The sequence below is a fragment of the Pseudomonas sp. GW823-FHT05G12 genome (genome assembly GCF_058795575.1).
The window spans coordinates 5,953,636-5,973,341 of record NZ_CM179501.1 but is presented as its reverse complement, the minus strand read 5'-3'; the positions used below and the strand labels follow the sequence as shown (position 1 = coordinate 5,973,341).

Genomic DNA, 19,706 nt, shown 5'->3' with positions numbered 1-19,706 from the left:
TGGTGACCTATCCGGCCTTTTCGCGGGTAAGGCAGCGGCGGCAACCGTGAACGGCCTTTGGGCATTGGCAGGCAGGCCCGGCCCTTTCGCGGGTGAACCCGCTCCTACAATGGCCACCAGGGCGTCAGGGGTTGTGACACCCCTATAGGAGCGGGTTTACCCGCGAAGAGGCCAGAACAGGTCAACCACGAAAATGGCTGGGCGCCACGCCACTCCAGCGCTGGAAGGCATGCCGAAAACTGGCCGTCTCACTGAACCCCAAAGTCTCCGCAATCCGGTAGATCGGCATCTGTTCATCGGCCAGTAACTGCTTGGCCCGCTCGAACCTCAGCTCGTCCAGCAGCTGTTGATAACTGCTGCCCAACGCCTGCAAATGCCGGCGGAGGGTGCGCGACGAGCAGTTCATCTGCCGCGCAAGCCCTTCCAGCCCAGGTGCTGCGTCCAGTTGCTGCGCCAGCAGCTGGCGAATCCGTCCCAGCCATGCCTGGCGACCGGTGAATTCAAGGTTCAGGCGCCGGCAGCGCTCGCTCATGGCTTTGTGAGTAATCGGGTCGGCCAGCGGCAGCGGCATATCCAGCCATCGCCGTTCGAAGGCAAAGGCATTGTCCTCGGCGGCGAAACCGATCGGGCATTGAAACGCTTCGGCATAGAGCGCGTGGTAACCAGGGCGAGGGTGTTCGAAGCGTGCACCAAGCAGCGGCAACGGCCGGCCAAGCAGGTCGTCACAGATGACTTTCAACGACACCAGGCAGAACTCGGCGTTGAAAGCGCTCAGCGCCGGGCTGTCCTGGTAATCGCTGGCGCTGAACCAGACACGTTGGCCGTCGTCGAGCAAGCGCAGCTTGAAGACTGTTCCCAGCAGTGCCGGATACTGCAGCGCCAGGCGTAAGGCGTCACCCAAAGTGGCACTGGAGAGCAGCGCGTAACCGAGCATGCCGTAGCACGACACACGCATGCGCTGGCCCAGTTCCAGGCCAATGTCCTCGCGCCGGGCCACAGCATTGGCGCAAACCTGCAGCTCCTGCTGGGTGGTGATGCGCGCATCGGCATGCCCCAGGTCTGCCGGGCCAATGCCGCTGCCGGCCAGCAACGCCGACGCCTCGCAACCGTCTGCCTGGAAGACGTTGAGGATCAGCGAAACTGCGTTGAGGGTGGTCAGGTGGCTGTGCAGCATGCTGGGTAATCCCGTTGGACTGGGATGCATTATGGAGCAAGTTGTGTGCCGATATCCGAGGCTGCAGGCAAACCACATACCCTGCCGGCGCGCCGGGTGTCGCAAAGGCCTGCAAAGCGCCCTCTAAAACCTTCAGGCAAAAAAAAGGCCCGAAGCAAGCGCTCGGGCCTTGGAAAGGTTGAGAGGTGTCTAGTCCCTCGACCTGGTGAGACTGTTTACAGCGGCCTGATTACGCCTTCAGCGGAACCAGACGTGGAGCGATCATGTTTTCCGGACGCAGGATGTCGTCGAGCATCGCGTCGTCCAGCAGCTTCTCTTCGCGCACCAGTTCCAGTACGCCGCGGCCGCTTTCCAGGGCAACGCGGGCGATACGGGTGGCGTTCTCGTAGCCGATGTACGGGTTCAGTGCGGTAACCAGGCCGATCGAGTGCTCGACCAGTTCACGGCAGCGCTGTTCGTTGGCGGTGATGCCGACGATGCAGTGCTCGCGCAGCATATCCATGGCGCGTTGCAGCAGGCGGATCGAGTCGAAGATCTTGTAGGCGATCAGCGGCTCCATTACGTTCAGCTGCAGCTGGCCACCTTCGGCGGCGACGGTCAGGGCCAGGTCGTTGCCCATGATGGCAAAGGCCACTTGGTTCACAGCTTCTGGAATAACCGGGTTGACCTTGCCTGGCATGATCGAGCTGCCTGGCTGACGCGCTGGCAGGTTGATCTCGTTGATGCCGGTGCGCGGGCCGCTGGACAGCAGGCGCAGGTCGTTGCAGATCTTCGACAGCTTGACCGCGGTGCGCTTGAGCATGCCGGAGAACAGCACGAAGGCGCCCATGTCGGAGGTGGCTTCGATCAGGTCGGCAGCCGGTACCAGCGGGTGGCCGCTGATGGTGGCCAGGCGCTGTACGGCCAAGGCCTGGTAGCCAGGGTCGGCGTTGATGCCAGTACCGATGGCGGTACCGCCCAGGTTGATTTCGGTCAGCAGTTCCGGAGCCAGCGAGCGCAGGCGCTGCAGGTCTTCAGTCATGGTGGTGGCGAAGGCGCGGAATTCCTGGCCCAGGGTCATCGGTACGGCGTCCTGCAGCTGGGTACGGCCCATCTTCAGTACGTGGTCGAATTCTTTACCCTTGGCAGCGAAGGCCTGGATCAGGCTATCAAGGCTGGCCAGCAGCGCGTCGTGACCCAGCAACAGGCCCAGGCGGATTGCGGTCGGGTAGGCGTCGTTGGTCGACTGCGCCATGTTCACGTCGTTGTTAGGGTGCAGGTACTGGTACTCACCCTTCTGGTGGCCCATGGCCTCCAGCGCAACGTTGGCAATGACTTCGTTGGCGTTCATGTTGGTAGAAGTACCAGCACCGCCCTGGATCATGTCTACCACGAACTGGTCGTGGAAATCGCCTTTGATCAGGCGGGCGCAGGCTGCGGAAATGGCAGCGTGCTTGGCATCGCTCAGGTGACCCAGCTCACGGTTGGCGTCGGCAGCGGCCTGCTTGACCATGGCCAGGGCCACGACCAGCTTCGGGTAGTGCGACAGCGGAACACCGGAGAGGTGGAAGTTGTTGGCAGCGCGCAGGGTCTGGATGCCGTAGTAGGCATCTGCAGGAACTTCAAGGGTACCCAACAAGTCTTTTTCGACGCGGAACGATGCAGCAGAGGACATGATGTATATCATCTCGATTTTGACCCGGCACATGCCGGAATGGCGCCAATCCTAGGCCTGAAGGTGTTTTTGCGGCCAATGCTATTGCACGCTAACCTATGCACAAACGGCATAGTGTTTCATGTGACGCCAATTGATATTCGAGCGTGTTCCATTTTGGTGCGCGCCGGGAGATGTGCTTCGTGAACCTTGAAAGCAAATGGCTGGAAGACTTCAGTGCTCTGGCCGCTACCCGCAGTTTTTCCCAGGCCGCAGAGCGGCGTTTCGTGACCCAACCGGCCTTCAGCCGGCGCATTCGCAGCCTTGAGGCGGCGTTAGGCCTGCAACTGGTGAACCGCTCTCGCACACCCATCGAGCTGACCGAGGCAGGTCAGCTATTTCTCGTCACAGCGCGTACTGTTGTCGACCAGTTGAGCGAAATTCTCCGCCATTTGCATCACTTGGAAGGCGGGCAGGGCGAAGTGGTGCAGGTAGCTGCGGCACACTCCTTGGCGTCGGGTTTCTTCCCCCGTTGGGTGGCCCAGCTGCGCAACGACGGTTTGAACATCGCCACCCGCCTGGTTGCGACTAACGTCGGAGATGCTGTGCATGCACTGCGCGAAGGCGGCTGCGACCTGATGCTGGCGTTCTATGACCCGGACGCGGCCTTGCAGATGGATGCCGAGATCTTCCCGTCGCTGCACATGGGCACCACTGAAATGCTGCCGGTGTGCGCCGTGGATGCCGATGGCAAGCCGTTGTTCGACCTGGAGGGCGAGGGCAGTGTGCCGTTGCTAGCCTACACCGCCGGCGCATTCCTCGGCCGCTCGGTCAACTTGCTGTTGCGCCAGCGCAACCTGCGTTATACCACCGTCTACGAAACCGCCATGGCCGACAGCCTCAAGAGCATGGCCCTGGAGGGCATGGGCATCGCTTGGGTGCCGCGCCTGTCGATGCGTGGCGAGCTCGAACGCGGTGAACTGGCGATCTGCGGCGGTAGCCAATGGCATGTGCCGCTGGAAATCCGCCTGTACCGCTGTGCTTTGGTGCGTAAGGCTAACGTCCGCTTGCTATGGCGCAAGCTGGAGTCGTCTGGCGCACAAGGTGAAGCGTCAATTTGAGTTGTATGTCAGGTAATCAGTGATATTTGCACGATTCCTGTCGCTGTAGCGGTAGCAGTTGGATCGTGCCGGTACACGGGGGTGCGTGTACGTTTCGCACACCCAGCCATTGAACTTCAGTTCGGCGTCTTCATGCGTGGCGCCTAGCAGATGGCCAATTTCATGAGCGGCAGCACCGTATGCGGCCACAGAGGCAATGGCCGTTTTCTGCTTGAAATAGGCCAAGCCGGCGTTGTAGTTCAGGCCGCTATGATCGTAGCTGTTGCGAGTGAGCAGGAGATGTTTGTCCATGAGTGAGTAGAGCCGGTGTCGCTGTTGTGCATACACCTGCTGGCTGAAAGCTTCCAGGAGCTTTTCGGACGGCATTCCTGCATAAGCAATATCGGTTATGTGTTTTACATTGCGTTGAAATATCACTTCGATGGGATGTTGGCTGAAACGGCGCATTTCGTTCAGCCAATGCTGGAAGAAGTCTTCGTTCAATTGCCCGTCGTGCATATCGGCCAGGTCGTCGTGCACATAGACGGTGACGGTGAGCGAGTGGGCCGCCGAAGCACTTGGCAATTGCAAGCTGAGTACCAGGCCAAACGAAAGTGCGAAAAAGCATGGAGTTTTCATGTAGACGTACCAAAGTGCGCGAGTTAAGGGCTGCGAGCGTGCAGCACTCGTCGACCCCGAGGCAGCAGGAAAAAGTTGTCCCACGAGACAGCTTGCCCTTTGATCCGGCATGTGCTTGTAGGGGTGGGCGGCCAGCCTTTAAATACGTTACAATCCCGCGCCTTCGGCCGACCTGGTCGATTCAGAATCCGTATGACAAGCCACGCCGGCCCACCTGCGTGGCTTGTTGCTTTTAGCGCGCCAGAAGGCGCTTGCAGGAGAGGCTCGACGATGAGTGCACTGGTTGGCGTGATCATGGGCTCCAAGTCCGATTGGTCCACCCTTAGCCACACCGCCGATATGCTGGAAAAACTCGGCATTCCCTACGAAGTGAAGGTGGTTTCCGCCCACCGCACCCCGGATCTGCTGTTCCAGTATGCCGAGGAGGCTGAGGGCCGTGGCATCGAGGTGATCATCGCCGGTGCCGGTGGCGCAGCCCACCTGCCAGGCATGTGCGCCGCCAAGACCCACCTGCCGGTGCTGGGCGTGCCGGTGCAGTCGTCGATGCTGTCGGGCGTCGATTCGCTGCTGTCGATCGTGCAGATGCCAGCCGGTGTGCCGGTTGCCACCCTGGCCATCGGCCGTGCCGGTGCGGTCAACGCTGCCCTGTTGTCGGCCAGCATTCTGGGCGCCAAGTACCCGCAGTACCACGCGGCGTTGAAGCAGTTCCGCACGGAACAGACCGACACCGTGCTGGACAACCCAGACCCGCGCCAGGCTTGAGGCTCAACCCATGAAGATCGGTGTAATCGGTGGCGGCCAGCTGGGCCGCATGCTGGCCCTGGCGGGTACCCCGCTGGGCATGAACTTCGCCTTCCTCGACCCGGCACCGGACGCCTGCGCTGCGCCCCTGGGCGAGCACCTGCGTGCCGACTACGGCGATCAGGACCACCTGCGTCAGCTGGCCGACGAAGTCGACCTGGTCACCTTCGAGTTCGAAAGCGTCCCGGCCGAGACCGTGGCCTTCCTCTCGCAGTTCGTGCCGGTATATCCCAGCGCCGAATCGCTGCGCATCGCCCGTGACCGCCTGTTCGAAAAGAGCATGTTCCGCGACCTGGGCATCCCCACCCCGGCCTTCGCCGACATCCTCTCGCAGGCCGATCTGGACGCCGCAGTGGCAAGCATCGGCCTGCCGGCCGTGCTGAAAACCCGTACCCTGGGTTACGACGGCAAGGGCCAGAAGGTGCTGCGCACGCCAGAAGACGTGGTGGGTACCTTCGCCGAGCTGGGCAGCGTGCCATGCCTGCTGGAAGGCTTCGTGCCGTTCACTGGCGAAGTGTCGCTGGTGGCTGTGCGTGGCCGCGATGGCGAAACCCGCTTCTACCCGCTGGTGCACAACACCCACGAGAGCGGCATCCTGCGCTTGTCGGTGGCCAGCCAGGCACACCCGCTGCAGGCTCTGGCCGAAGATTACGTCGGCCGCGTGTTGCAGAAGCTGGATTACGTTGGCGTGATGGCCTTCGAGTTCTTCGAAGTTGATGGTGGCTTGAAGGCCAACGAAATCGCCCCGCGCGTGCACAACTCCGGGCACTGGACCATCGAAGGCGCCGAGTGCAGCCAGTTCGAGAACCATCTGCGTGCCGTGGCCGGCCTGCCACTTGGCTCGACCGCCAAGGTGGGCGAGAGCGCGATGCTCAACTTCATCGGTGAAGTGCCGGCCGTGGACAAGGTTGTCGCCATCGGGGACTGCCACCTGCACCACTACGGCAAGGCCTTCAAGGTTGGCCGCAAGGTAGGACACGCCACCCTGCGCTGCCCTGACATGGCCACCCTCGAGCGCAAGATTGCCGAAGTAGAGGCGCTGATCAGCAACTGATCGGGCTTCGAATCGAACTTCTGCAAGCGGCATGCCCTCTGAATGTGGCAACAAGCCGAAGCCCGTCTAGGCTTTGGCTTGTTCCAACTTCACTGCAGAGGGATTGCCATGGGTATCATTGGAACCATCTTCATCGGCCTCATCGTCGGCCTGCTGGCCCGCTTCATCAAGCCGGGCGATGACAGCATGGGCTGGATCATGACCATCCTGCTGGGTATTGCCGGCTCCTTGTTGGCTACCTATGGCGGTCAGGCGCTGGGTATATACCAGGCTGGGCAAGCGGCGGGCTTCCTTGGCGCGCTGGTCGGTGCCGTGGTGCTGCTGGTGATCTACGGATTCATCAAGAAACGCTGATTACTGGTTAGAATGCTCGGCAATTCATTCGAGTTGCCGAGCATTTTCATGCGTGCCTTTTTCCTCGTCCCCTTGCTGTTGGCCAGTACCCTGGCCCATGCCGAACTGCCCGAAACCGACTGGCTGGAGCTGATGCCCAAGTCGGACCAGAAGGCGCTGGAACAAATGCCTGAAATCGACCACAACTCGCCGGAAGCCATGGGCACCTTTACCGCCAAGGGTGGCCTCAAGCAGAGCAAGGGCCTGCCTGCGGTGATGTACTCGACCAAGACCGTTGCGGCCATGAATGGCAAGGACATCCGCCTGGGTGGCTACCCTGTGCCGCTGGAGAGTGACGCCAAGGGCAACAGCACGTTGTTCTTCCTGGTGCCGTACCCGGGTGCGTGCATCCATGTGCCGCCACCGCCGCCGAACCAGTTGGTACTGGTGCGCTACCCGAAAGGCCTGAAGATCGATGACATCTACACACCGCTGTGGGTCAGCGGCAAGCTGAAGGTGGAGAAGGTCAGCAATGACCTGGCCGATGCGGCCTATGCGCTGGATGCAAACAAGGTGAGGGTGGTGGAAGACGCAGACCTTTGATAATTGCCCCGGCCTCTTCGCGGGCTTGCCCGCTCCCACAGGTAACCCACAATTTTCGAGGCTTGTGGAGAACCTGTGGGAGCGGGCAAGCCCGCGAAGAGGCCGGTAATAAAAGAGCAGGGCTCAGATATTTTCACAACCGATCTGGACGCCCAGCGAATGACTCGCCCCAGGCTTCAACTCCACCAGGTCATCCCACACATTCGCTGTCTCGATGCACAGCATCCGCTGCCATCCATCGTCAGCCATGTCCGCCAGCTCCTTGGCCCGCTCGGTCCACGGGTTCCAGATCACCGCCGAGCGCGAGCCGCTGCTGGTCAAGGTAATCCGCCGATTCCAATGCGGGTCGACGATGCTGAGGGTCTGCGGGGTGTTCAGGTAGATCCGGTCCGTCTCCCCGGCAAACATCAGTGCCCCTTGCTGCTGGCGCTGTTCCCAGTTCGCCAGGGTCTCGATATAACCCAGCCCGTCGACACCCTCGACCCGCGTCTGGCGCACATCGCTGACCGCGAAGTAGCTATGCAGGGCCTGGCTGATGGTCACGGGGGTATTGCCCATGTTGCGGCTGGTCAGGCTCAGTGTCAGGTCTGCGCCCATCTCCACCACCAGTTTCAGCTCGACATCATGGGGCCAACCGGGCAGGTCGCCCCGCGCTTCAGGCAGTTCGAACTCGATCCGCAGGGTTTCGCCCACTTCCTCGATACCCAGCAATTGCCAGTCACGCGTGCGCGCAAGCCCGTGGGCAGGCGCCGGTGTTCCCTGGTACATGGCCTGGACGGCTTGAGGGTTGCGCTGCAGGTTGCCAAACCATGGCCAGCACACCGGTACCCCGGCGCGTACCGACTTGCCCTGGCGGAAGATGGCCTGGTCGCTCAGCCACAGCAGCGGCGGTTCGCCTACCTGCTGGTAGCTGAGGACCTGTGCGCCCTGCTGGGCGATCAGGAGTTCGGCACGGTCACTGCTGATACGCCAGCAGTTGAGTTCGCCATGTTGCTCGGTTACGACCTGAAAGGTAGCCATTGCGTTCTTCTCATTGATTGCCAGTGGGCCTTGGACCCGGGCAGATGCAATGAGTTTACCGCCAGCGTGGCTCAGCGACGAGGCACCGAGCGGGTACGACCACTGCCGTCGATGGCGACGAAGACGAATACCGCTTCGGTGACCTTGCGCCATTCGCTGGACAGCGGGTCGTCGCTCCACACCTCGACCATCATCTGGATCGAGCTGCGGCCGATTTCCAGGGTCTGGGTATAGAAAGACAGCTGTGCGCCGACCGCGACGGGCACCAGGAAAGCCATGCGGTCGATGGCGACGGTGGCTACGCGGCCGCCGGCGACACGGCTGGCCATGGCCGTGCCTGCCAGGTCCATCTGCGCAACCAGCCAACCGCCGAAAATATCGCCAAACCCGTTGGTTTCTCGCGGCAATGCGGTGATTTGCAAGGCCAGGTCGCCTTGCGGGATTGGATCTTCTTGTTCGAGCTCAATCATGCGATGGGGCCTCTGACCCGTGACGCTTTTCGTTGGTGTGGCGCAAAGGCCGGGTAAACGATTCAGCTTGAAACATACTACGCCGATTTCGTTTCACTGGGCGGCCGTAGGGAAACTCTGCGAAACCGCCTGACAATAGTGACCGGCGTTTTCGCACAACATCCCACGTTAGGAGCAACATAATCCTACGAATTGCCAGTATATAGGGCATAACGGCCAGCGACGACCGCGCATTCACGAATATCTGTGTGGATTTTGTATCGCTTTCGGCGTAGCTCGGCAATTTGCTATCTTCGCCTGTCTCCAATCCAGAAGCCGCGCGCCAAGCGGCCTGCATGCCCTACAAAGAGAACAACGAGCGATGACTTCCGTGCCCAGCAGTATCGAGCAGCCCTCGCGGCCGCTGACCCGCAGCGACTACAAGACCCTCTCACTGTCCGCCCTGGGCGGTGCGCTGGAGTTCTACGATTTCATCATCTTCGTGTTCTTCGCCACGGTGGTGGGCAAGTTGTTCTTCCCGGCCGACATGCCCGAGTGGCTGCGGCTGATGCAAACGTTCGGCATCTTCGCCGCCGGCTACCTGGCGCGGCCGCTGGGCGGCATCATCATGGCCCATTTCGGCGACTTGCTCGGGCGCAAGAAGATGTTCACCCTGAGCATCTTCATGATGGCCCTGCCGACTTTGATCATGGGCCTGCTGCCGACGTATGCGCAGATCGGCATGTGGGCACCGATCCTGCTGTTGCTGATGCGTGTGATCCAGGGCGCGGCAATCGGCGGCGAAGTACCGGGCGCATGGGTGTTCGTCTCTGAACACGTGCCGGCTCGCAACACCGGCTATGCCTGCGGCACCCTGACCGCCGGCCTGACCGCCGGCATTCTGCTGGGCTCGCTGGTAGCGACCCTGATCAACAGCGTGTACAGCGCGGAAGAAGTGGCTGACTACGCCTGGCGTATCCCGTTCCTGCTTGGCGGTGTGTTCGGCCTGTTCTCGGTGTACCTGCGCCGCTGGCTGCACGAAACCCCGGTGTTCGCCGAAATGCAGCAACGCAAGGCACTGGCCGAGGAGTTGCCACTGCGCGCCGTGCTGCGTGACCACCGTGGTCCGATCATCCTGTCGATGCTGCTGACCTGGATGCTTTCGGCCGGCATCGTGGTGGTCATCCTGATGACCCCGGCGCTGCTGCAGAGCTTCTACCACATCAGCCCGACCGACTCGCTCAAAGCCAACAGCCTGGCCATCGTGTTGCTCAGCTTCGGCTGTATTGGTGCCGGCAGCCTGGCCGACCGCTATGGTGCGGGCCGGGTATTCGTGATCGGTAGCCTGCTTTTGCTGGCCAGCTCCTGGAGCTTCTACCACAGCCTGCCGACCCGCCCCGAGTTGCTGTTCCCACTGTATGCCGTGACCGGCCTGTGCGTGGGTGTGATTGGCGCGGTGCCTTATGTGATGGTCAAGGCATTCCCGGCGGTGGTGCGTTTCAGCGGGTTGTCGTTCTCGTACAACGTGGCCTACGCCATCTTTGGCGGCCTGACGCCGATGGTGGTGACCGCACTGCTGAAGGTGAGCCCGATGGCGCCTGCCTACTACGTGGCAGGCCTGTGCGCCGTCGGTCTGGCCGTGGGCCTGTACCTGCTCGCCAACAAGCGCTGATCTGCGCTTCGGCTACTGGCCTCTTCGCGGCTAAAGCCGCTCCTACAGGGTTTTGCACAAGCCTCAAGGCCGACACCAAACCTGTAGGAGCGGCTTTAGCCGCGAAGAGGCCAGACCTGCTTCCCGTGATGGCCTTTCATCCAATTGTCACAATGAAGTCATATCGTATTCATGCGGCCTGCCGATACTTGGGCCCGTTCCATCCAACACCCCAATATTCCTGCTAGGAGCAAGGCATGAAACTGAAGCGTTTGATGGCGGCCCTTACCTTTGCCGCCGCTGGCGTTGCAACCGCCAACGCGGTAGCCGCTGTCGATCCTGCGATCCCGACCTACACCAAGACCACCGGTGTTTCGGGCAACCTCTCCAGCGTTGGTTCCGACACCCTCGCGAACCTCATGACTCTGTGGGCCGAGGCCTACAAAAAGGAATATCCGAACGTAAACATCCAGATCCAGGCTGCCGGCTCCTCTACCGCGCCACCCGCGCTGACCGAAGGCACCGCCAACCTCGGCCCGATGAGCCGCAAGATGAAGGACGTCGAGCTGCAAGCCTTCGAGCAGAAGTACGGCTACAAGCCGACCGCCATCCCGGTCGCCGTCGACGCTCTGGCCGTGTTCGTGCACAAGGACAACCCAATCAAGGGCCTGACCATGGCTCAGGTCGACGCCATCTTCTCCTCCACTCGCCTGTGCGGTGGCAAGGCCGAGATCAAGACTTGGGGCGACGTCGGTGTGACCGGCGACCTGGCCAACAAGCCAATCCAGCTGTTCGGCCGCAACTCGGTATCGGGCACCTACGGCTACTTCAAGGAAGAAGCCCTGTGCAAAGGCGACTTCAAGCCTAACGTCAACGAACAGCCTGGCTCGGCTTCGGTCGTGCAGTCGATCAGCTCCTCGCTGAACGGCATCGGCTACTCGGGTATTGGTTACAAGACCGCCAGCGTCAAGACCGTAGCCCTGGCCAAGAAAGAAGGCGGCGAGTTTGTTGAAGACAACGAAGCCAACGCCCTGAACGGCACCTACCCGCTGTCGCGCTTCCTGTACGTCTACGTCAACAAGGCGCCGAACAAGCCTCTGGCTCCGCTGGAAGCCGAGTTCGTCAAGCTGGTGCTGTCGCAAGCGGGCCAGCAGGTGGTGGTGAAGGATGGCTACATCCCGCTGCCGGCCAAAGTCGTCGACAAGACCCTGGCTGACCTGGGCCTGTCGCACGCCGGTAACGTTGCAAAGAAGTAAGTAATTAAGAGGAGGCCGGTGCCACAGCCCGGCCTCTTCCACGAATTTCCAGTCCGAAGCCAGGTTCCCTGTGCGGCGGGCTTTCGCGCGTCACCACTTTGTAATGTTTTTGTCACACGGGACCGCTAGGGTGTGCGCATGAATGATCTGGCCAATTCCAACATGACCCAAAACTCCCAGCCCGTGCGCATTGATTTCAATACGCCCGAGTTGCAACGCAAGCGCCGCATGCGCGCGCTCAAGGACCGCCTGACCCGCTGGTATGTGCTGGTAGGCGGGCTTGCCGTATTGGCGGCAATCACGTTGATCTTCTTCTACCTGGCTTATGTGGTGTTGCCACTGTTCCAGGGCGCCGAGCTGACCAGCAAGAAAGCCCTGGAGCCGACATGGCTGCAGCAGGATGCCGGTAAGCCACTGATGATCGCGCTTGAAGAGCAGAATCAGGTGGGGATGCGTGTTTCGGACAAGGGCCAGGCATTGTTCTTCGATACCAAGACCGGTAACGAACTCAAGCGTGTCGAGCTACCCGTGCCGGCAGACACCCAGGTCACGTCCATCAGTACTGACCAGCCGGGCAGCGCGCTGGTGGTGCTGGGCCTGTCCAATGGCCAGGCGCTGGTTTTCCAGCACACCTACAAGATCACCTACCCGGACAACAAGAAAACCATCACCCCTGGCATCGACTACCCTTACGGCGAGCAATCGTTCGTGCTCGACGAACAGGGGCGTGCGCTGGACCACGTCAGCGTCAACGTCAATGGCGACACCCTGCTGCTGGCCGGTTCTACTGGTGCTCACCTGCAGGTGGTCGAGCTGACCCGCACGGAAAACATGATGACCGAAGAGGTCACCACCGAGCAGAACCGCATCGAACTGCCGCAAATGACCGAGACGGTGAAGAATATCTTCATCGACCCACGCCAGCACTGGCTGTACGTGATCAACGGCCGTGCCACGGCCGACGTGTTCAGCCTGCGCGACAAGAGCCTCAACGGCCGTTACAAGTTGTCTGATAGCGCCGACACCGACATCACTGCCACAGCCCAGCTGGTTGGCGGCATTTCGCTGATCATCGGTGATTCCAAGGGGGGGCTGGCCCAGTGGTTCATGGCCCGCGACCCGGATGGCGAATCGCGCTTCAAGCAGATCCGTACCTTCCAGATGGGCAAGGCGCCGATCGTGCAGATCGACGCCGAAGAGCGCCGCAAGGGCTTCATCGCCCTGGACGCCGAAGGCAAACTGGGCGTGTTCCACAGCACTGCACACCGAACCCTGCTGGTAGAGCCGGCTGCCGAAGGCCCTGGTACGCTGGCCCTGTCGCCACGCGCCAACCGCATCATCATCGAAGAAGGCGGCAAGTTGTTGCCGTTGAGCCTGCGCAACCCGCACCCGGAAATTTCGTTCAGCGCGCTATGGGGCAAGGTGTGGTACGAGAACTACGACGAGCCGAAATACGTCTGGCAATCGACCGCGTCAAACACTGACTTCGAGCCCAAACTGAGCCTGTCGCCGCTGACCTTCGGAACCCTGAAGGCCGCGTTCTACGCCATGATCCTGGCCGCCCCGCTGGCCATTGCCGCAGCCATCTACACCGCCTACTTCATGGCCCCGCGCATGCGCCGCAAGGTCAAGCCGGTGATCGAGCTGATGGAAGCGATGCCGACGGTGATCCTCGGCTTCTTCGCCGGCCTGTTCCTGGCCCCGTACCTGGAAGGCCACCTGCCCGGTGTGTTCAGCCTGTTCCTGCTGATGCCGATCGGTATCCTGCTGGCCGGCTTCTTCTGGAGCCGGTTGCCGGAGTCGATCCGCCTGCGTGTACCGGATGGTTGGGAAGCGGCGATCCTGATTCCGGTCATCCTGTTCACCGGCTGGTTCGCCCTGACCATGAGCCCGCATCTGGAAAGCTGGTTCTTCGGCGGCGACATGCGCCTGTGGATCACTAACGATTTAGGCATCACCTACGACCAGCGCAACGCCCTGGTAGTCGGTATCGCCATGGGCTTCGCGGTCATCCCGAACATCTACTCGATTGCCGAAGATGCCGTGTTCAGTGTGCCGCGCAGTCTGACCCTGGGCTCGCTGGCACTGGGCGCGACGCCTTGGCAGACCCTGACTCGCGTGGTCATCCTCACTGCCAGCCCGGGCATCTTCTCGGCGTTGATGATCGGCTTGGGCCGTGCGGTCGGCGAGACCATGATCGTGCTGATGGCCACCGGCAACACACCGGTGATGGAGATGAACCTGTTCGAGGGCATGCGCACCCTGGCCGCCAACGTGGCCGTGGAAATGCCGGAGTCGGAAGTCGGTGGCAGCCACTATCGCGTGCTGTTCCTGGCCGCCCTGGTGCTGCTGATGTTCACCTTCATCATGAATACCTTGGCCGAGCTGATTCGCCAGCGTCTGCGCAAGAAATACTCGTCGCTTTGATAGAAAGGTAGCGATCCGTGAAAAAGGATTCCCTCAAAGGCTGGTTCAAGAGCGGCGCCCCAGGCGTCTGGATGAGCGGCGGCGCGGTGGCCATGGCCGTGATCATGACCGTCGGCCTGCTGGCGGTGATCGCCGTGCGCGGCCTGGGCCACTTCTGGCCAGCCGATCTTGTCCAGGCCACCTACAAGGTGCCAGGCCAGGCCGATCACGTCGTCATTGGCGAAGTGGTGCAGAAGGAGGAAGTACCCCGAGCTCGTCTGAAGGGGGCTGGCCTGCCAGTGCCTGACCAGGGCCCGGAGTTCATGACCCGCGAGCTGATCAAGGTGGGTAACCGCGACCTCTACGGCAGCGACTTTACCTGGGTGGTCGGCGACTGGCTGGTCGACGAACAGCGCCCGGCTGACCTGATGGCCCTTGAGCGCCGCGAGTGGGGCAACTTCTATGGCTACCTGGTCAGCGTCAAGGAACAAGGCCGCGTGGTTGCCGAAGGCCCCGCTGCCTGGAACGAACTGCAGGCCCGCCTCAAGCGTGCCAACCAGCTCAACAGCGAGCTGCAGCAGCTGGAGAAAAAGGACATCGGTGCCATCAACCATGGCCTTGAGCGCCTGCGCTTGCAAGCGCGCAAGCTGGAGCTGGACGGCAAGCTGGACGCCGCCGCCCAGGCCGACATGGACGCCGACCGTGCCGAACTCAACAGCCGCTACAAGGCTATCGAAGACCGCCTGACCGGCCTGCACCAGGCGTTCTCCCGCGACAGCCTGGTGGCCCGGGATGGCAACGGCCGTGAAGTGGAAATCAACCTGAGCAAGGTGGTGCATGCCGTTCAGCCGAACGGCATGTCGGCGCTCACCAAGTTGGGCACCTACTTCGGCAAGGTCTGGGAGTTCCTCAGCGACGACCCGCGTGAAGCCAACACCGAGGGCGGTATCTTCCCGGCCATCTTCGGTACCGTGATGATGACCCTGATCATGGCCGTGATCGTTACCCCGTTCGGCGTGCTGGCTGCCGTGTACCTGCGTGAATACGCCAGGCAGGGCCCGGTCACCCGGCTTATCCGCATTGCGGTGAACAACCTGGCCGGTGTTCCTGCGATCGTCTACGGTGTGTTCGGTCTGGGCTTCTTCGTCTATGTGCTGGGCGGCTCGATCGACCGCCTGTTCTTCCCCGAAGCGCTGCCGGCGCCGACCCTGGGTACCCCGGGCCTGCTGTGGGCATCGCTGACCCTGGCATTGCTGGCGGTGCCGGTGGTGATCGTGGCCACCGAAGAAGGCCTGGCGCGAATCCCGCGCACCGTGCGTGAAGGCTCGCTGGCGTTGGGCGCAACCAAGGCCGAGACCCTGTGGAAAATCGTCCTGCCCATGGCCAGCCCGGCCATGATGACCGGCATGATCCTCGCCGTGGCCCGTGCCGCCGGCGAAGTGGCGCCGCTGATGCTGGTCGGTGTGGTGAAGCTGGCGCCGTCGCTGCCGGTGGATGGAAACTACCCGTACCTGCACCTGGACCAGAAGATCATGCACCTGGGCTTCCACATCTATGACGTCGGCTTCCAGAGCCCGAACGTCGAAGCCGCGCGGCCGCTGGTTTATGCCACTGCGCTGCTGCTGGTGCTGGTGATCGCGACCCTCAACCTCTCTGCCGTGTGGATTCGCAACCACCTGCGCGAGAAGTACAAGGCGCTGGACGGCTGACCCTGATTGCAAGCGTGCCGCCCGTAAGCCGGGCGGCCCTTTGAAACGACTTGATAGCGTATGGAGTTGACCATGCAGCAAGATTCCCACACCCATGGCATCGACATGTCTGCCCTGGGCCGCAACAAGCAGAGCCTGCGGATGGCTGAAGAAACCGTGGCCATCGAAGTGCCGGGCCTGAGCCTGTTCTATGGCGACAAGCAAGCGCTGTTCGACGTGCAGATGAACATCCCGAAGCAGCGCGTGACCGCCTTCATCGGCCCATCCGGCTGCGGCAAGTCGACCCTGCTGCGCACCTTCAACCGGATGAACGACCTGGTTGACGGTTGCCGTGTGGAAGGTGCCATCAACCTGTACGGCAACAATATCTACCGCAAGGGCGAAGACGTTGCCGAACTGCGCCGGCGTGTGGGCATGGTGTTCCAGAAGCCGAACCCGTTCCCCAAGACCATCTACGAGAACGTGGTCTACGGCCTGCGCATCCAGGGCATCAACAAGAAGCGCGTGCTCGATGAAGCCGTCGAGTGGGCGTTGAAGGGCGCGGCCTTGTGGGATGAGGTCAAGGACCGCCTGCACGAGTCGGCGCTGGGCCTGTCCGGTGGCCAGCAGCAGCGTCTGGTCATCGCCCGCACCATTGCCGTTGAACCGGAGGTGCTGCTGCTTGACGAACCCTGCTCGGCGCTGGACCCGATCTCGACCTTGAAGGTCGAAGAACTGATCTATGAATTGAAATCCAAGTACACCATCGTCATCGTGACCCACAACATGCAGCAAGCGGCGCGTGTTTCGGATTACACCGCGTTCATGTACATGGGCAAACTGGTCGAATTCGGTGATACCGATACCCTGTTCACCAACCCGGCGAAGAAGCAGACGGAAGACTACATCACCGGTCGCTACGGCTAAGCGCCGCTCGCGAAACAGGCACCTCGGTGTCTGGCACCGGCGTTGCCGGTGTTCGCGGGTGAACCCGCTCCTACAGGGCCGCGCTACCAAAGGACAAAACGATGATCAACAAAGAAAGCCTTACCCATCACATTTCCCAGCAGTTCAACGCCGAGCTCGAAGAGGTGCGCAGCCACCTGCTGGCCATGGGCGGGCTGGTGGAAAAGCAGGTCAACGACGCGGTTACCGCGCTGATCGAAGCCGACTCTGGTCTGGCCCAGCAGGTGCGCGAGGTTGACGAGCAGATCAACCAGATGGAGCGCAACATCGACGAGGAGTGCTTGCGCATCCTCGCCCGCCGCCAGCCAGCGGCCTCGGACCTGCGCCTGATCATCAGCATTTCCAAGTCGGTGATCGACCTGGAACGCATCGGTGACGAGTCGACCAAGATCGCCCGCCGCGCCATCCAGCTGTGCGAAGAGGGCGAGTCGCCGCGTGGTTATGTCGAGGTTCGCCACATTGGCGACCAGGTGCGCAACATGGTCCGGGATGCGCTGGATGCCTTTGCCCGCTTCGACGCCGACCTGGCGCTGTCGGTGGCCCAGTACGACAAGACCATCGACCGCGAATACAAGACCGCGCTGCGTGAGCTGGTGACCTACATGATGGAAGACCCGCGCTCTATCTCGCGGGTGCTGAGCGTGATCTGGGTGCTGCGCTCGCTGGAGCGTATTGGCGACCATGCGCGCAACATCTCCGAACTGGTGATCTACCTGGTGCGCGGCACCGACGTGCGCCACATGGGCCTCAAGCGCATGACGGCAGAAGTGCAGGGCACTGCTGTCGCCAACGGCGAAAAGGCTAATGTTCCGGGTGAATCTGACGATAAGTAAGGTTGCTCCCGAGCATCGACGCCCGGCCTTGGCCGGGCGTTTTCGTTTGCGGTCGAGAGCCGGCAGGCACCCGCGAACGATGTGAAGAAGTCCCGGCGTGACCAGGTTGTAGCAAGTGGCCATCATTGGCAGTAGGCTAGTCGGGATTCAAAAGGAGTATCGATGAGTAAAGTGAATGTGCTGGTCGTGGATGACGCCCCGTTTATCCGTGATCTGGTCCGCAAGTGTCTGCGTAATGCCTTCCCGGGTATGGCCATCGACGACGCTATCAACGGTCGCAAGGCCATGGCCATGCTCGGCAAGGAAGCGTTCGACCTGGTCCTGTGCGACTGGGAAATGCCGGAAATGTCTGGCTTGGAATTGCTGACCTGGTGCCGTCAGCAGCCTGCACTGAAGAACCTGCAGTTCATCATGGTGACCAGCCGTGGCGACAAGGAGAACGTCATTCAGGCGATCCAGGCGGGTGTTTCCGATTTTGTAGGCAAGCCGTTCACCAACGAGCAACTGCTGACCAAGGTAAAGAAAGCCCTGACCAAGATCGGTAAGCTCGACAGCCTGATGGCCATCGGCCCGGCGCGAGCCAACCCGGCGTTTGCCAACGACTCGTTGAACGCGCTGACTGCGGGCAAGCCCGAAGCGGTCAAGGTGGCGGCGCCGACACCGGCACCGGCCAAGCCTTTGGTCGCGGCGCCCGCACCTGCCGCCCCCGCGCCGAGCGGCCGTGGCCAGGGCCAGCTGCGCCTGGCCAGTGGCATGCAGCCATGCGTGATCAAGGCGTTGAGCCTGAAAGAGGCACTGCTGGTGGTACGCCGCAGCGAAGCGCTGCCACAGGTGCTGGAAGGTGCGGTGCTGGACCTGGAGCAGGGCGAAAGTGCCGAAGTCGCTCGCCTGAACGGCTACCTGCATGCTGTCGCGGCGCTGGAGCCAAAACCTGACAGTGACTGGTTGCAGTTGACGTTCAAGTTTGTCGACCAGGATGCCCAGAAGCTCGACTACCTGTCTCGGTTGATTGCCCGCGGCACAGCGCAGAAGCACTTCACCCCCGGTGCCTGACCCCGGCCCCGCGCCATGCTTTGGGCAGGAGCAGCACAAGGCTGCTTCTGCCCAAGCCCGAGTTGCCCCATCCGACCAACTGCAATACCTACCGTAAAACCCGCTGCTAGGCTTCGACAGATCATAACTGTCAAAAAGCCACTATCATGCCCGCGCGCCTGCTGCTGTTCTGTGCATTGCTCATGGCCTCAGCGTCGAGCCAGGGCGTGACCCTCTACAAGATCACCGACGATTCCGGTGTCATCTCCTATTCCGATCGACCTGGCCCCGGCGCCAAGCCCTTGGTGTTGCTCGAGCCCATGGTCGAAACGCTCGAAGGCCAGGTACTGCTGAACGCGAAAACCTTCGACGGTGGCGTGAGCTTTTCGGCACGAAACGAGCTGCATGTGCCGGTAGAGGTAGAGTTGCGGCTGGACAACCTGGTCAACGCACAAGGCGGCGATGCCCCGCGCATCGTGCGCCGGCTGCTGCCGCCGCGCACCACGCAGATGCTAAGTGTGCTCAGGGGGCGGCCCGGGCTGCTGCTGAACTACCGTTCGACCCTGCTGCAGGCCATGGGTGACCCGGGTAAACGGCCCCAGGGCTTCCGCTATGCGTTCCCGTGGATTGGCGGGCCGTTCCGCGTCACTCAGGGCCCCAATGGCCGCGTCAGCCATTTTGGACCCAAAGGGCGCTACGCCATGGATATCGCCATGCCCGAAGGCACGCCCATCATCGCAGCGCGGGAAGGGGTGGTGGTGAAGACGCAGAACAGCCAGAGCGGGCGCGGCCCCAACCCCTCGGGTAACTTTGTCAGGATTTTGCACCCGGATGGCACCATGGGCGTATACCTTCACCTGATGCGTGGTTCGGTGGTGGTGGCGGAGGGGCAACGGGTACGGCAGGGCCAGATGCTGGCCAAGTCGGGAAATACCGGCAACAGCACTGGGCCGCACCTGCATTTTGTGGTGCAGCGCAATGTGGGGTTGGCGCTGGAATCGATACCTTACCGCTTCGACAGACCGATCAGCGGATTGCCGGATTTCACTGCCGGCAACCCCTGACCGA

Annotated in this window: 18 protein-coding genes; 13 read left to right on the top strand and 5 right to left on the bottom strand. The window is 61.7% G+C overall.

What is annotated here, in order from left to right; genetic code table 11:
• Positions 1-181: 181 nt before the first annotated feature.
• Together AC3RCM_RS27150 and aspA are read right to left on the bottom strand one after the other, a co-directional pair.
• The gene (locus AC3RCM_RS27150) at positions 182-1,174 is read right to left on the bottom strand and encodes an AraC family transcriptional regulator (RefSeq protein ID WP_003253295.1); all 993 of its coding nucleotides are present in this window, start codon (positions 1,172-1,174) and stop codon (positions 182-184) included.
• A gap of 229 nt (positions 1,175-1,403) precedes the next feature.
• Positions 1,404-2,828 carry an aspartate ammonia-lyase gene (gene aspA / locus AC3RCM_RS27145; protein ID WP_029380744.1) on the bottom strand — a complete coding sequence of 475 codons (1,425 nt, stop codon included), beginning with the start codon at positions 2,826-2,828 and terminating at the stop codon, positions 1,404-1,406.
• 182 nt (positions 2,829-3,010) lie between these two features.
• Between aspA and AC3RCM_RS27140 the strand changes: the two genes are divergently transcribed.
• Positions 3,011-3,928 (top strand): LysR substrate-binding domain-containing protein, encoded by a 918-nt coding sequence (locus AC3RCM_RS27140; RefSeq protein ID WP_003253299.1) that lies wholly within the window; start codon positions 3,011-3,013, stop codon positions 3,926-3,928.
• On the opposite strand, the gene AC3RCM_RS27135 is transcribed toward AC3RCM_RS27140, so the two are convergent.
• On the bottom strand, positions 3,920-4,546 hold the full coding sequence (locus tag AC3RCM_RS27135) for a zinc-dependent metalloprotease family protein (protein WP_003253301.1): 627 nt from the start codon (positions 4,544-4,546) through the stop codon (positions 3,920-3,922). The genes AC3RCM_RS27140 and AC3RCM_RS27135 overlap by 9 nt on opposite strands.
• A 270-nt stretch (positions 4,547-4,816) precedes the next feature.
• Between AC3RCM_RS27135 and purE the strand changes: the two genes are divergently transcribed.
• The 4 genes from purE to AC3RCM_RS27115 all read left to right on the top strand — a co-directional run bounded on the left by purE (position 4,817) and on the right by AC3RCM_RS27115 (position 7,337).
• Entirely contained in the window at positions 4,817-5,308 is a 492-nt protein-coding gene (gene purE, locus AC3RCM_RS27130; protein ID WP_003253304.1) for a 5-(carboxyamino)imidazole ribonucleotide mutase, read from the top strand.
• Positions 5,309-5,318: 10 nt separating this feature from the next.
• Positions 5,319-6,401 (top strand): 5-(carboxyamino)imidazole ribonucleotide synthase, encoded by a 1,083-nt coding sequence (locus AC3RCM_RS27125; RefSeq protein WP_010955825.1) that lies wholly within the window; start codon positions 5,319-5,321, stop codon positions 6,399-6,401.
• Positions 6,402-6,509: 108 nt separating this feature from the next.
• Positions 6,510-6,755, top strand: a complete 246-nt coding sequence (locus AC3RCM_RS27120; RefSeq protein ID WP_003253308.1) for a GlsB/YeaQ/YmgE family stress response membrane protein — start codon at positions 6,510-6,512, stop codon at positions 6,753-6,755.
• A gap of 48 nt (positions 6,756-6,803) precedes the next feature.
• The gene (locus tag AC3RCM_RS27115; protein ID WP_162497233.1) at positions 6,804-7,337 is read left to right on the top strand and encodes a DUF3299 domain-containing protein; all 534 of its coding nucleotides are present in this window, start codon (positions 6,804-6,806) and stop codon (positions 7,335-7,337) included.
• A gap of 123 nt (positions 7,338-7,460) precedes the next feature.
• Here AC3RCM_RS27115 and AC3RCM_RS27110 read toward each other — a convergent pair whose 3' ends face one another.
• Both AC3RCM_RS27110 and AC3RCM_RS27105 read right to left on the bottom strand, forming a co-directional pair.
• The gene (locus AC3RCM_RS27110; protein WP_492629290.1) at positions 7,461-8,357 is read right to left on the bottom strand and encodes a D-hexose-6-phosphate mutarotase; all 897 of its coding nucleotides are present in this window, start codon (positions 8,355-8,357) and stop codon (positions 7,461-7,463) included.
• Positions 8,358-8,428: 71 nt separating this feature from the next.
• Positions 8,429-8,827 (bottom strand): acyl-CoA thioesterase, encoded by a 399-nt coding sequence (locus AC3RCM_RS27105; protein WP_003253317.1) that lies wholly within the window; start codon positions 8,825-8,827, stop codon positions 8,429-8,431.
• 361 nt (positions 8,828-9,188) lie between these two features.
• Between AC3RCM_RS27105 and AC3RCM_RS27100 the strand changes: the two genes are divergently transcribed.
• From AC3RCM_RS27100 to AC3RCM_RS27065, 8 genes are all read left to right on the top strand, one after another.
• The gene (locus AC3RCM_RS27100) at positions 9,189-10,478 is read left to right on the top strand and encodes an MFS transporter (RefSeq protein ID WP_014754877.1); all 1,290 of its coding nucleotides are present in this window, start codon (positions 9,189-9,191) and stop codon (positions 10,476-10,478) included.
• A gap of 236 nt (positions 10,479-10,714) precedes the next feature.
• Positions 10,715-11,713, top strand: a complete 999-nt coding sequence (locus tag AC3RCM_RS27095; RefSeq protein WP_014754876.1) for a phosphate ABC transporter substrate-binding protein PstS — start codon at positions 10,715-10,717, stop codon at positions 11,711-11,713.
• A gap of 138 nt (positions 11,714-11,851) precedes the next feature.
• Entirely contained in the window at positions 11,852-14,140 is a 2,289-nt protein-coding gene (locus AC3RCM_RS27090; protein WP_492629289.1) for an ABC transporter permease subunit, read from the top strand.
• Between the two features lie 71 nt (positions 14,141-14,211).
• Positions 14,212-15,828 carry a phosphate ABC transporter permease PstA gene (pstA, locus tag AC3RCM_RS27085; protein WP_177410036.1) on the top strand — a complete coding sequence of 539 codons (1,617 nt, stop codon included), beginning with the start codon at positions 14,212-14,214 and terminating at the stop codon, positions 15,826-15,828.
• A 72-nt stretch (positions 15,829-15,900) separates the two neighbouring features.
• Positions 15,901-16,734, top strand: a complete 834-nt coding sequence (pstB, locus tag AC3RCM_RS27080; protein WP_003253327.1) for a phosphate ABC transporter ATP-binding protein PstB — start codon at positions 15,901-15,903, stop codon at positions 16,732-16,734.
• 101 nt (positions 16,735-16,835) lie between these two features.
• Entirely contained in the window at positions 16,836-17,606 is a 771-nt protein-coding gene (phoU, locus tag AC3RCM_RS27075; RefSeq protein ID WP_003253329.1) for a phosphate signaling complex protein PhoU, read from the top strand.
• 162 nt (positions 17,607-17,768) lie between these two features.
• Entirely contained in the window at positions 17,769-18,659 is an 891-nt protein-coding gene (locus tag AC3RCM_RS27070) for a response regulator (RefSeq protein ID WP_010955816.1), read from the top strand.
• A 146-nt stretch (positions 18,660-18,805) separates the two neighbouring features.
• On the top strand, positions 18,806-19,702 hold the full coding sequence (locus AC3RCM_RS27065) for a peptidoglycan DD-metalloendopeptidase family protein (protein WP_010955815.1): 897 nt from the start codon (positions 18,806-18,808) through the stop codon (positions 19,700-19,702).
• Positions 19,703-19,706 lie beyond the last annotated feature (4 nt).

What these genes read in the sequence shown, in the direction of transcription:
- AC3RCM_RS27150 (WP_003253295.1), bottom strand. Translation starts at nt 1,174, where the DNA reads ATGCTGCACAGCCACCTGACCACCCTCAACGCAGTTTCGCTGATCCTC.
- aspA (WP_029380744.1), bottom strand. Translation starts at nt 2,828, where the DNA reads ATGTCCTCTGCTGCATCGTTCCGCGTCGAAAAAGACTTGTTGGGTACC.
- AC3RCM_RS27135 (WP_003253301.1), bottom strand. Translation starts at nt 4,546, where the DNA reads ATGAAAACTCCATGCTTTTTCGCACTTTCGTTTGGCCTGGTACTCAGC.
- purE (WP_003253304.1), top strand. Translation starts at nt 4,817, where the DNA reads ATGAGTGCACTGGTTGGCGTGATCATGGGCTCCAAGTCCGATTGGTCC.
- AC3RCM_RS27125 (WP_010955825.1), top strand. Translation starts at nt 5,319, where the DNA reads ATGAAGATCGGTGTAATCGGTGGCGGCCAGCTGGGCCGCATGCTGGCC.
- AC3RCM_RS27120 (WP_003253308.1), top strand. Translation starts at nt 6,510, where the DNA reads ATGGGTATCATTGGAACCATCTTCATCGGCCTCATCGTCGGCCTGCTG.
- AC3RCM_RS27115 (WP_162497233.1), top strand. Translation starts at nt 6,804, where the DNA reads ATGCGTGCCTTTTTCCTCGTCCCCTTGCTGTTGGCCAGTACCCTGGCC.
- AC3RCM_RS27110 (WP_492629290.1), bottom strand. Translation starts at nt 8,357, where the DNA reads ATGGCTACCTTTCAGGTCGTAACCGAGCAACATGGCGAACTCAACTGC.
- AC3RCM_RS27105 (WP_003253317.1), bottom strand. Translation starts at nt 8,827, where the DNA reads ATGATTGAGCTCGAACAAGAAGATCCAATCCCGCAAGGCGACCTGGCC.
- AC3RCM_RS27100 (WP_014754877.1), top strand. Translation starts at nt 9,189, where the DNA reads ATGACTTCCGTGCCCAGCAGTATCGAGCAGCCCTCGCGGCCGCTGACC.
- AC3RCM_RS27095 (WP_014754876.1), top strand. Translation starts at nt 10,715, where the DNA reads ATGAAACTGAAGCGTTTGATGGCGGCCCTTACCTTTGCCGCCGCTGGC.
- AC3RCM_RS27090 (WP_492629289.1), top strand. Translation starts at nt 11,852, where the DNA reads ATGAATGATCTGGCCAATTCCAACATGACCCAAAACTCCCAGCCCGTG.
- pstA (WP_177410036.1), top strand. Translation starts at nt 14,212, where the DNA reads ATGAGCGGCGGCGCGGTGGCCATGGCCGTGATCATGACCGTCGGCCTG.
- pstB (WP_003253327.1), top strand. Translation starts at nt 15,901, where the DNA reads ATGCAGCAAGATTCCCACACCCATGGCATCGACATGTCTGCCCTGGGC.
- phoU (WP_003253329.1), top strand. Translation starts at nt 16,836, where the DNA reads ATGATCAACAAAGAAAGCCTTACCCATCACATTTCCCAGCAGTTCAAC.
- AC3RCM_RS27070 (WP_010955816.1), top strand. Translation starts at nt 17,769, where the DNA reads ATGAGTAAAGTGAATGTGCTGGTCGTGGATGACGCCCCGTTTATCCGT.
- AC3RCM_RS27065 (WP_010955815.1), top strand. Translation starts at nt 18,806, where the DNA reads ATGCCCGCGCGCCTGCTGCTGTTCTGTGCATTGCTCATGGCCTCAGCG.